The sequence below is a fragment of the Nonomuraea rhizosphaerae genome (assembly GCF_019396405.1).
Lineage (GTDB): Bacteria > Actinomycetota > Actinomycetes > Streptosporangiales > Streptosporangiaceae > Nonomuraea > Nonomuraea rhizosphaerae.
The window spans coordinates 1-11,161 of sequence record NZ_JAHKRL010000028.1; the positions used below are offsets into that span (position 1 = coordinate 1).

The window sequence follows — 11,161 nt, forward strand, 5'->3', positions numbered from 1 at the left end:
CCCGCCCCCCCCCCCCCCCGGGGGCGGGGCGGCGTGGCGCTCGACGGCGAGTACGGCGTGGCGGCCATGCGGCTGATCGCCGACGGCTCCTCGCTGCGGGCCAGGAAGGCGTGGTTCCTGCTGGACGACGCGGTGATCGCCCTCGGCGCGGGCATCACCGCCTCCGACGGCCGGCGCGTCGAGACCGTCGTCGAGAACCGCAACACCCACGACCGGCACCCGCCGCTGACCCGTGGCGACGGCTGGTTCCACCTGGCCGGCGTGGCCGGGTACGCGCTGCTCGACGGCGCCGGGGCGAAGGTGGTCCGCGACGAGCGCACCGGCCGCTGGCGGGACATCGACAAGGGCGCCACCACCGGCGGCGACACGACCCCCGTCACCCGGCACTACACGACCATCCTCGTCGACCACGGCGTGGACCCCCGCAAGGCGCGTTACGCCTACGCCGTCCTGCCCGACGCCTCCGTCGCCCAGACCGCGGCCTACCGCGGCCGGGTCAAGATCCTCGCCAACTCCTCGACGGTCCAGGCCGTCACCCGCGACGACCTGATCGCCGCCGTCTTCTGGCGCGCCGGGACCGTCGAGACCTCCGACGGGCCGCTCACCGCCGACGGCCCGTGCACGCTGCTGGTCCGCCGCGACGGCGGGCGGGTGCGGCTGGCCCTCTCCGACCCGTCCAGGACGGCCGACGAGGTGAGGGTCGCGCTGCCCTGGCCGGTGAAGTCGGTCGGGAAGAGCGACCGCGGCGTGCGCAGGTCCAAACGGGCGGTCAAGGTGGAGGTGGGTGGCAGCCGCGGTCACGCCCGTACCGCGGTGGTGCGCGTCTGAGAGCCGCCTTCGTGACGGTGTGGGGTGCGTACAGGGGGGAGGTGGGGTTCATCTCACGAAAGCCCTGCTCGTAAAGTGACGATGGGTGCACCATCGAGCCGGGGAGTACACGTTGCACGAGAAACTGTCATCGATCTACGACAACGTTCTGCGCCGCAACCCTGGGGAGGCCGAGTTCCACCAGGCGGTCCGCGAGGTGCTCGACAGCATAGGGCCGGCCCTCGTGAAGCACCCCGAGTACGCCGAATCGAAGATCATCGAGCGCATCTGCGAGCCTGAGCGCCAGATCATCTTCCGGGTGCCCTGGATGGACGACCGCGGCGAGGTGCACATCAACCGCGGCTTCCGGGTCGAGTTCAACAGCGCGCTGGGCCCGTACAAGGGCGGCCTGCGCTTCCACCCGTCGGTCTACCTGGGGATCGTCAAGTTCCTCGGCTTCGAGCAGATCTTCAAGAACAGCCTGACCGGCCTGCCGATCGGCGGCGGCAAGGGCGGGTCGGACTTCGACCCCAAGGGCCGTTCCAACCGCGAGATCATGGCCTTCTGCCAGAGCTTCATGACCGAGCTGTACCGGCACATCGGCGAGTACACCGACGTGCCCGCCGGTGACATCGGCGTCGGCGGCCGGGAGGTCGGCTACCTGTTCGGCCAGTACAAGCGCATCACGAACCGCTACGAGTCGGGCGTGATCACCGGCAAGGGGCTGGCGTACGGCGGCGCGCAGGTGCGGACCGAGGCCACCGGCTACGGCTGCACGTTCTTCGTGGAGGAGATGCTGAAGGCGCGCGGCACGTCGTTCGACGGCAAGCGGGTCGTGGTGTCCGGCTCCGGCAACGTGGCGATCTACACCATCGAGAAGATCGAGCAGCTCGGCGGCATCGTGGTGGCCTGCTCCGACTCCTCCGGCTACGTCCTCGACGAGAAGGGCATCGACCTGGCGCTGCTCAAGGAGGTCAAGCAGATCGAGCGCGGCCGCCTGGACATCTACGCCAAGCGCCGCGGCGAGTACGTCGAGTACGCGCCGGACCGCAACGTGTGGGAGGTGCCCTGCGAGGTGGCGATGCCGTCCGCCACGCAGAACGAGATCACCGGCCGCGACGCCGCCTTCATGGTGGACAACGGCTGCGTCGCCGTCGGCGAGGGCGCCAACATGCCGACCACGCCTGAGGGGATCAAGGTGTTCCTGGAGGCGGGCGTCGCGTTCGGGCCGGGCAAGGCCGCCAACGCGGGCGGCGTGGCGACCAGCGCGCTGGAGATGCAGCAGAACGCCAGCCGCGACTCGTGGACGTTCGAGTTCTCCGAGCGCCGTCTCCAGGAGATCATGCAGGACATCCACGCCCGTTGCCTGCAGACCGCCGAGGAGTACGACATGCCGGGCAACTACGTGGCCGGCGCCAACATCGACGGCTTCCGGCGCGTCGCCGACGCCATGCTGGCCCTGGGCCTGATCTGAACGACGCCTGATCTGAACGACGCCGGCTCTTTGTCCAAATGTCCCTGGACAATGTTCGGACGAGGATCCGGCGGTTCCTCGCGCTGCTCCCGGCATAGTCGGAACCGTGGCCGCTGACCTCGGCGTCGGCGGCCCGCGGCGCCGCACCGGCGCCGCTCTCACGGCGATCCGAAGGAGCAGATTCCTCATGAAGATCCAGGTGGCGGCTGTCACGGTGTCCGTCGCGGCGGTCTCGGCGCTCATGCTGACGGCGGGACCGGCCAGCGCCCACTCCTACGACGGCAAGGACCCCTACCGGACGGGGTGCGCCAACTCCAAGGTGAACACCGGGAAGAAGGCCACGCTGAAGAACGAGATCGGCGAGAGCCTGGGCGTGATCCGGCTTTACTACTCCCGTCGCTGCGGCACCAACTGGGGCGAGACGCAGGTGCCCAAGAACGCGACCGGCCAGATCACGGTCTTCACCAGCAAGAAGCGCATCTCGTTCAGCTACCGCGCCGGGAACGGCGGGCACCACTGGGGTGACATGGTCTACGCCCCCAGCGGCGTCTGCGCCCAGGCGACGGGCACGGTGACGGCCGGGATCGGCCGCGTCAACAAGGGCAGCGGCACCACGGGCAAGGCCTGCGGCTGACCCGCCCGGGGCTCCTGCCCGGCCTTCACGGCGAGAGGCCCTTCACGGCCGGGGCCCCTACCGGGCCTTCGCGGTAAGGGGGAAAGTGACGCCGGTCAGGTCCTCGGAGGCCGTCCACAGGCGGCGGGCGAGCTCGCCGTCCCGGGCGGCCTTCGACCGGCCGACGAGCTTCGGCGCGCCGCGTCCCTCCATGAAGCCGCCCGGCCCGGCGTAGCCTCCGCCCGGCACGTCCGCCACCGCCGCGTACAGCGTGGGCAGCGCGCCGTCGTCGTCGCTCTGCGCAAGGCGGCCGATGACGGCCGTGCGCAGCCGCCGCAGCAGGGGCCGCTCGTCGTCGAGGTGCCCGAGCAGGTTGGTGGCCGCCAGGCCGGGGTGCGCGGCGGTCGCCAGCACCGGCGAGCCGGCCTCGGTGAGGCGGCGTTGCAGCTCCGTGGTGAACAGCAGGTTCGCCAGCTTCGACTGCGCGTACGCGGGGAAGGCCCGGTACGGCCTGCGCTCCCAGTTGAGGTCGTCGAGGTCGATCGCGCCCCCTCGGTGGCCGGTGGAGGAGACGGTGACCACCCGCTCCCGGATGCGCGGCAGCAGCAGGTTCGTCAGCGCGAAGTGCCCGAGGTGGTTGGTGCCGAACTGCAGCTCGAAGCCGTCGGCGGTACGGCCGAGCGGCGGGATCATCAGGCCGGCGTTGTTGATCAGCACGTCGACCGGCTCGGTGAGGTCCTCGGCGAACGCCCGGACCGAGGCCAGGTCGGCCAGGTCGAGCCGGCGCACGTCCACCTCGCCGCTCATGGTCGCGGCGGCGGCGTGGCCCTTGGTGAGGTCGCGGACGGCGAGCACGACGCGGGCCCCCTTGGTGGCTAGCGCGCGGGCGGCGGCGCGGCCGATGCCGCTGTTCGCGCCGGTGACGACGACGGTGCGGCCGGTCATGGCGGGGATCTGCGCGGTCGTAAATGTTGTCATGGGCAACAATGTATGCAGCGACAACAATGATGTCAACGACAACATGTACCGGCTATGATGGCGTCGTGCCCGCCTACCACCATGGAAACCTCCGGGAGACTCTCCTTGCCGCCGCCGAGCGCAGCCTGCGGCGGCACGGGGCGGACCAGCTCTCGCTGCGTGAGCTGGCCCGCGAGGCCGGCGTCAGCCACGCCGCGCCGCGCCGGCACTTCCCCGACCGTCAGGCGCTGCTGGACGCGCTCGCCGAGGCGGGGTTCGCCCGGCTCGACCAGGAGCTGCGCGCGGCGCTCGGCGGCGTGGGGGAGGAGTTCGAGCCGCGCCTGCACGCCATGGCGGTGGCGTACCTGCGGTTCGCCACCGAGGACGCCGCGCTGCTGGAGCTGATGTTCGCCGGCAAGCACCGCGAGGGCGCCGACCGGCTCGTGGCGGCCGCCGCCGCGCCGTTCGGGCTGATGCACGACCTGATCGCGCAGGGGCAGGCGCAGGGACTGCTGGAGCCCGGCGATCCGCAGCAGGTGGGGATCGTGTTCTTCGCGACGCTGCAGGGCATCGCGACGCTGGTCAACGGCAACCTGGTGGTGCCCGAGCTGCTCGACGGGATCGTGGAGACCGCTGTCGGCCAGTTCGTCCGGGGGGCGCGGCGGCGGTAGCGACCGGCCGCGCCGTCCGGCCTCAAGGCGTCCAGGTCACGCGGCGTGCGGGCCGCGAGGCTTCAGGCGGTGGCCGGGGGCTGCTCCGGCGCGGCGTCGCCGTCGCCGGAGAGCAGGGCGCTCAGGCCGCCGCGGGCGTCCTCGATCACGATGGCCTCGGCCGTCGCCGAGTCGCCCGCGCGCAGCGCGCGGACCAGCGCGCGGTGGCCGGCGTAGCGGTCGAGGCCGAAGCGCGGGTCGTGGGCGACGCGTTCGAGCCGCCGGGCCCGGGTCTCGGACAGGGAGAACACCCGGGTCTGGTCGAGCAGCCGCACCAGGACCGGGTTGTCGGCGCAGGCGCTGACGGCGTCGTTGAAGCGCTGCATGGTGTCCAGGAGCTGGTTGACGTGCCGGGTCATCGGCGCGCCGTCCTTGTGCCGCTGCTTGATGAGGATCAGCAGGTCGTCGGCCTCGTCGAGGATGGCGTCGAGGTTGTCGAGCTGCTCGGCCGTCACGTGCCGGGCCGCGAACCTGGCCACCATCCCGCGCAGCGCCACCTCCACCTCGGCCAGTTCCTGCAGCGCGGTGTCGCCGATGGTCGAGACCTTCACCGTGCGCGGGCCCGTACGTTCGAGCAGCCCGTCCTGCTCCAGCCGCCTGATCGCCTCGCGCACCGGGGTGGGGCTCACGGCGAGCCTTTCGGCCAGCCCGCGCTCCGTCACCTTCTGGCCCGGCCGGAGCTCGCCCGTGACGATGGCGGCGCGGACCGACTGGTAGGCCCGGTCGGCGAGGGTGTCGCTGTTGAGCGTCGCGAGAGATTCGGTGGCCACGGCCGTAGCATACAGTCTCGCCATGGCAGGGCAATAAGCAACTGTTGACGAAGATGCTATAGCAAATATACGGTCGCAGCGTGTCGTACAAGGACAACACGGCGTTTCGCGTCCTGATCACCACGGATTACCTGAAGCCGGACGACGAGGTCGACCACTACCTGCGCCGGGCCGGGTGCGAGACCGCGCACCTGCCGATGCGCGGCCGGCGCGACCCGGAGGAGCTGGCGCGGGCGCTGCGCGGGTTCGAGGCGGCGCTGATCGCGAACGAGCCCATGACGGCGGACGTGCTCGCACGGGCGACGGCCCTGCGCGTGATCGTGCGGACCGGCGTCGGGTACGACTCCGTCGACGTCGAGGCGGCCACCCGGCTGGGCGTCACGGTCAGCAACCTGCCGGGCGTCAACGCGAACGCCGTCGCCGAGTACACGATGGGACTGCTCCTGGCCGCCGCCCGCCGCCTGGTGCACAGCGCCATGGGGGTCGTGGCCGGCGGGTGGCCGCGCGAGGACGGGCGTGAGCTGCGGGGGGCGACGCTCGGCCTGATCGGGTACGGCGCCGTGGCGCGGGCGGTCGTCCCGCTCGCCCGCGCGTTCGGCATGACGGTGCTCTGCAGGACGAACGTGCCCCCCGGCGAGCGGGCGGGCACGTTCGCGCGGGCGGGGGAGAAGGAGCGGGCGGGGGAGAAGGAGCGGGCGGGGGAGAAGGAGCGGGCGGGGGAGAACGAGCGGGCGGGGGAGGGCGAGCGGCCGGACGAGCGGGAGCGGCCCGACGGGTTCGTGCGTTTTGTCGAGCTGGACGAGCTGCTGGCCGCCTCCGACTACGTCTCCGTCCACACGGCGCTCACCGAGCGGGCGAGGGGGCTGCTCGGCGCCGAGGCGTTCGGCCGGATGAAGCCGGGCGCCGTGCTCGTGAACACCGCGCGCGGCCCGATCGTGGACGAGCGGGCGCTCGCCGCCGCCGTGCGTTCCGGCGTGATCGCGGGAGCGGCGCTGGACGTCGTGTGCGCCGAGCCGCTGCCCGCCGACAGTCCGCTGCGCGGCGTCGAGGGGATCGTCGTGTTCTCCCACCTGGCCGGGCAGTCGGCCGAGGCCCGCCGGGCCGCCGGGCTCGAAGGGGCCGCCGAGCTGGTGGCCTCGCTCAGGGGCGCTCCCCGGTTCGCGGTCAACCAGCCGGACGTCGTACGGACCCCGGCGGCACAGGCATGAAAGGGGCGGACATGAGCGATCCGGACGTGAGCGGCGCGGATGTGAGTGACGCCGATGTGAGTGATCCGGACGTGAGCGACACAGACGTGAAGACGGAGTACCGGATCGCGGTCATCCCCGGCGACGGCATCGGCGCCGAGGTCGTCCCGGCCGCGCTGACGGTGCTCGACGCGCTGGCCGCCCGCTTCGGCTTCTCGCTCCGCCTCGACCACTTCGATTGGTCCTGCGAGCGCTACCTGCGGACCGGCAGCATGATGCCCGACGACGGCCTTGACACGATCGCCGGTCACGACGCGATCCTGCTGGGCGCCGTCGGCTCGCCCGGCGTGCCGGACCACGTGTCGCTGTGGGGGCTGCTCATCCCGATCCGCCGCCGGTTCCGCCAGTACGTCAACCTCCGGCCGATCAAGGCCATGGCGGGCGTGCCGGGCCCGCTCCGCGACGGCGCCGGGGTCGATCTTGTCGTCGTGCGGGAGAACGTCGAGGGCGAGTACAGCGAGATCGGCGGCCGGCTCAACCGGGGCTTCCCGGACGAGATGGCCGTGCAGGAGGCCGTCTTCACCCGTCCCGGCGTCACCCGCGTCGTGGACTACGCGTTCGAGCTGGCGGCCGGGCGCCGGGGCCGTCTCACCTCGGCGACCAAGTCGAACGGCATCATGCACACCATGCCGTTCTGGGATGAGATCGTCCGCGAGCGGGCCGCGCGGCACCCCGGCGTGGAATGGTGGCAGGAGCACATCGACGCCCTGGCCGCCAAGCTCGTGCTGGCGCCGGGCGCGTACGACGTGATCGTCGGCTCCAACCTGTTCGGGGACATCCTCAGCGACCTCGCGGCCGCGATCGCGGGCGGCATCGGCATCGCCCCCTCCGCGAACATCAACCCGGAAGGGACGTTCCCGTCGATGTTCGAGCCGGTGCACGGCTCGGCGCCCGACATCGCCGGCCGGGGCGTCGCCAACCCGGTCGGCGCGCTCTGGTCCGCCTCGCTGATGCTCGGCCACCTCGGCCGGGCGGACGCGGCGCGCGCCCTCATGACCGGCATCGAACGGACCCTGTCCGACGGTACGGTCCGCACACCCGACCTGGGTGGCACCGCCACCACGCGGGAGCTGACCGACGCGGTCCTCGCGGCCGTCGCCACGTGAGACCGGGTAGCCGAGTGAAGGAAGCGAGAACCATGGAGAACAGACCGGCCGGCCCCGTCCGGATCCTGACGCCCGTCGGCATGCTCGGCGCCGGCTGGGACGAGGCCACGATGGAACGCGGGCTGGCGCTCGGCGTGGACGTGATCACCGTGGACGGCGGCTCCACCGACTCCGGCCCGTACTACCTGGGATCGGGGACGGCGAAGACGGCCGCGCAGGCGGTGGCCCGCGACCTGCGCAGCCTGCTCAGGGCGGCGGCCCGCGCGGACGTGCCGCTGATCATCGGCTCGTGCGGCACCAGCGGCACCGACAGCGGCGTCGACTGGGTCGCCGGGATGGCCGCCGCGATCATGGCGGAGGAGGGCCTGGACCTCAGGGTCGCGCGGATCTACAGCGAGCAGAGCCCGGCCGAACTCAAGGAGCACCTCGATGCCGGCCGGATCCACCCGCTGCCGCCCATGGGCGAGATCCGGGCCGAGACGCTGGAGAGCTGCACCCACATCGTCGGCATGATGGGGCACGAGCCGATCGTCGAGGCGCTGCAGGCGGGCGCGCAGGTCGTGCTCGCCGGCCGCGCGACCGACACGGCGGTGGCGGCGGCGTACCCGCTGATGAAGGGGATGCCGGCCGGGCCGAGCTGGCACGCCGCCAAGATCGTCGAGTGCGGCGGCCAGTGCACCACCGACCCGCGCGCGGGCGGGGTGCACACCACGATCGACGCGGACGGGTTCACGATCGAGCCGCTCGACCCGCGCAACGCGTGCACGCCGTACACGGTCGCCGCCCACATGCTGTACGAGACGGTCAACCCGTTCGAGATGCGCGAACCGGCCGGGACCCTGGACGTGCGCGAGGCGACGTACACCGCCGTGGACGACCGTACGGTCCGGGTCGAGGGGTCACGGTTCCACACCGCCGAGCGGCACACGATCAAGCTGGAGGGCGCCCGGGTCACCGGCCACGAGACCATGTCCTTCAGCGCCGTCCGCGACCCGCTCATCCTGCGCGACATCGAGGGCTGGGCGGACCTGCTGCGCACCCACCTGCGGCGGCGGGTGAGCCAGACCCTGGGGCTCACCGACGACGACTACGCCTTCGACCTGCGCCTGTACGGCCACAACGCGGTGCTGGACGACCTGGAGCCCGAGACCGCCCCGCCCCGGGAGGTGGGTGTGATGCTCCTGGTCAACGCCCCCGAACAGGCCACCGCCACGGCGGTGGCGAAGATCGCCAACCCGCTGATGCTGCACATGCCGACACCCGAGATGCACTACCTGCCGAGCCTGGCCTTCGCCTCCTCGCCGGCGGAGGTCGAGCGGGGCCCCGCCTACGAGTTCGTGCTGAATCATGTCGTCGACAGCATCACCCCCACCGGTATGTTCCGCATCGAGCACGGAGACACCCGGCACGGAGACATCAGGCACGGGGACACCAGACACGGAGACCACCATGACACCAACGACCACGGTTGACGGCCCGGCGCCGCCGCGCACCGTCGGTGACCTCGCCCTTGAGGTCAGATCCAAGAACGCCGGCCCCTTCTGGGTGACGATGGAGCTGTTCATGCGGGACGCGGACGGCTACCGGATCGTGGCCGACGAGGCGTTCCTCGACGAGCGGGTGATCGCCGGCCTGTACCGCGTGGAGGCCGGCACCATCCAGCTGTTCCGCATCCCGTCGCTCAACGTCGTCAAGATCTCCTTCCCGCGGCCCGTCTCGCAGGGATCGCTGCGGGACCGCGACATGCACGCCGGCCAGCACCACGTCCCTCTCGCCGCGCTCCGCGTACCGCACATGACCCCGGAGACGACCCCGCAGACGACCCCGGACGTGAGCCGTGGCTGACGCGGACATCATCGTTGTCGGGGCGGGCCTGGCCGGCCTGGTGGCCGCCGCCGAGGCCGCCGACGCCGGCCGGTCGGTCGTGCTGGTGGAGCAGGAGGGGGAGCAGTCGCTGGGCGGCCAGGCGTTCTGGAGCCTGGGCGGCCTGTTCCTCGTCGGCAGCCCCGAGCAGCGCCGCATGGGCGTCAAGGACTCGCGCGAGCTGGCCTGGCAGGACTGGCTCGGCAGCGCGGGCTTCGACCGGGAGGAGGACCGCTGGCCGCGGGCGTGGGCCGAGGCGTACGTCGACTTCGCGGCCGGCGAGAAGCGCGCCTGGCTCCGGGGGATGGGGCACCGGTTCTTCCCGCTGGTGGGCTGGGCCGAGCGCGGCGACGGGCGCGCCGACGGCCACGGCAACTCGGTCCCGCGCTTCCACATCACGTGGGGGACCGGCCCCGGCGTGGTCGCGCCCTTCGAGCGCCGCGTCCGCGCCCATCACGACAGCGGGCGGATCCGGTTCGCCTTCCGTCACCGGGTCGACGACCTCCTCGTCGAGGGCGGCGCGGTCACCGGGGTGCGCGGGCAGGTGCTGGAGCCGACGGCCGTGGAGCGGGGCCGCCCGTCGTCGCGCACCGCCGTGAGCGACTTCGAGCTGCGCGCCCAGGCCGTGATCGTCACCAGCGGCGGCATCGGCGGTGACCACGACCTGGTCCGCAAGGTCTGGCCGGCCCGGCTGGGGCCGCCGCCCCGGACGATGGTGGCCGGCGTCCCGGCGCACGTGGACGGCCGGATGCTGGGCATCACCGAGGCGGCCGGCGCCCGGGTCGTCAACCCGGACCGGATGTGGCACTACGTCGAGGGCCTGCGCAACTGGGACCCGATCTGGGACAACCACGGCATCCGCATCCTGCCCGGCCCCTCCTCGCTCTGGCTCGACGCCACCGGCGAGCGGCTGCCGGCGCCGTACTTCCCGGGCTTCGACACGCTGGGGACCCTGCACCACCTGCGGCGGACGGGCCACGACTACTCGTGGTTCGTGCTCACCCAGAAGATCATCGAGAAGGAGTTCGCGCTCTCCGGATCGGAGCAGAACCCCGACCTCACCGGCAAGGACGTCAAGATGGTCCTGTCACGGGTCAGGGGCGGGGCGCCGGCCCCGGTGGAGGCGTTCAAGCGGCACGGCGCGGACTTCGTCGTCGCCGCCACCCTCACCGAGCTGGTCGCGGGCATGAACAAGCTGGCCGGCCCGGACGCGCCGGAGATCGATGAGCAGGCGCTCCGGTCCCTCGTCGAGGCGCGCGACCGGGAGATCGACAACACCTTCACCAAGGACGCGCAGATCACCGCGATCCGGGGCGCCCGCAACTACCGGGGCGACAGGCTGAGCCGGGTGGCGACCCCGCACAGGCTGCTCGACCCCAAGGCGGGGCCGCTGATCGCCGTGCGGCTGCACATCCTGTCGCGCAAGACGCTGGGCGGCCTGGAGTCCGACCTGGACGGCCGCTGCCTGCGCGCCGACGGCGCCCCGCTGCCGGGGCTCTACGCCGCGGGTGAGGTCAACGGGTTCGGCGGCGGCGGGATGATGGGCTACAACGCCCTGGAGGGCACGTTCCTCGGCGGCTGCCTCTTCTCCGGCCGCGTGGCCGGCCGGGCCGC

Annotated in this window: 11 protein-coding genes; 9 read left to right on the top strand and 2 right to left on the bottom strand. The window is 72.4% G+C overall.

The window, feature by feature from the left end:
- The 3 genes from KME77_RS01360 to KME77_RS01370 all read left to right on the top strand — a co-directional run.
- On the top strand, positions 1–828 hold an 828-nt coding region (locus KME77_RS01360; RefSeq protein WP_246608994.1), incomplete at its 5' end, for a polysaccharide lyase family 8 super-sandwich domain-containing protein.
- Between the two features lie 112 nt (positions 829–940).
- Positions 941–2,281: an NADP-specific glutamate dehydrogenase gene (gdhA, locus tag KME77_RS01365; RefSeq protein WP_219460648.1), complete on the top strand. Its 1,341-nt coding sequence runs from the start codon at positions 941–943 to the stop codon at positions 2,279–2,281.
- A 106-nt stretch (positions 2,282–2,387) separates the two neighbouring features.
- Positions 2,388–2,915 carry a DUF2690 domain-containing protein gene (locus KME77_RS01370; RefSeq protein ID WP_219460649.1) on the top strand — a complete coding sequence of 176 codons (528 nt, stop codon included), beginning with the start codon at positions 2,388–2,390 and terminating at the stop codon, positions 2,913–2,915.
- Positions 2,916–2,972: 57 nt separating this feature from the next.
- On the opposite strand, the gene KME77_RS01375 is transcribed toward KME77_RS01370, so the two are convergent.
- Entirely contained in the window at positions 2,973–3,872 is a 900-nt protein-coding gene (locus tag KME77_RS01375) for an oxidoreductase (RefSeq protein WP_219460651.1), read from the bottom strand.
- Positions 3,873–3,937: 65 nt separating this feature from the next.
- Between KME77_RS01375 and KME77_RS01380 the strand changes: the two genes are divergently transcribed.
- Positions 3,938–4,522, top strand: a complete 585-nt coding sequence (locus KME77_RS01380; RefSeq protein ID WP_308250491.1) for a TetR/AcrR family transcriptional regulator — start codon at positions 3,938–3,940, stop codon at positions 4,520–4,522.
- Between the two features lie 62 nt (positions 4,523–4,584).
- On the opposite strand, the gene KME77_RS01385 is transcribed toward KME77_RS01380, so the two are convergent.
- On the bottom strand, positions 4,585–5,331 hold the full coding sequence (locus KME77_RS01385) for a GntR family transcriptional regulator (RefSeq protein ID WP_219460657.1): 747 nt from the start codon (positions 5,329–5,331) through the stop codon (positions 4,585–4,587).
- An 80-nt stretch (positions 5,332–5,411) separates the two neighbouring features.
- On the opposite strand from KME77_RS01385, the gene KME77_RS01390 reads away from it, so the two are divergent.
- From KME77_RS01390 to KME77_RS01410, 5 genes are all read left to right on the top strand, one after another.
- Positions 5,412–6,539, top strand: coding sequence for an NAD(P)-dependent oxidoreductase (locus KME77_RS01390; RefSeq protein ID WP_219460659.1), 1,128 nt, complete (start codon positions 5,412–5,414; stop codon positions 6,537–6,539).
- 86 nt (positions 6,540–6,625) lie between these two features.
- Positions 6,626–7,684 (top strand): tartrate dehydrogenase, encoded by a 1,059-nt coding sequence (locus KME77_RS01395; protein WP_308250492.1) that lies wholly within the window; start codon positions 6,626–6,628, stop codon positions 7,682–7,684.
- A gap of 32 nt (positions 7,685–7,716) precedes the next feature.
- A complete protein-coding gene (locus tag KME77_RS01400) occupies positions 7,717–9,156 on the top strand; it encodes an acyclic terpene utilization AtuA family protein (protein ID WP_219460666.1) in 1,440 nt (479 codons plus the stop codon).
- Positions 9,134–9,529 carry a DUF4387 domain-containing protein gene (locus tag KME77_RS01405; protein WP_219460669.1) on the top strand — a complete coding sequence of 132 codons (396 nt, stop codon included), beginning with the start codon at positions 9,134–9,136 and terminating at the stop codon, positions 9,527–9,529. Before KME77_RS01400 ends, KME77_RS01405 begins: the two co-directional genes overlap by 23 nt.
- The coding region (locus KME77_RS01410) for an FAD-binding dehydrogenase (protein ID WP_219460671.1) at positions 9,522–11,161 on the top strand (1,640 nt) is incomplete at its 3' end. The genes KME77_RS01405 and KME77_RS01410, both read left to right, overlap by 8 nt.

Bases quoted from the DNA above. Each gene is read 5' to 3' on its own strand.
- KME77_RS01375 (WP_219460651.1), bottom strand. From the start codon at position 3,872: ATGACAACATTTACGACCGCGCAGATCCCCGCCATGACCGGCCGCACC.
- KME77_RS01400 (WP_219460666.1), top strand. From the start codon at position 7,717: ATGGAGAACAGACCGGCCGGCCCCGTCCGGATCCTGACGCCCGTCGGC.
- KME77_RS01405 (WP_219460669.1), top strand. From the start codon at position 9,134: ATGACACCAACGACCACGGTTGACGGCCCGGCGCCGCCGCGCACCGTC.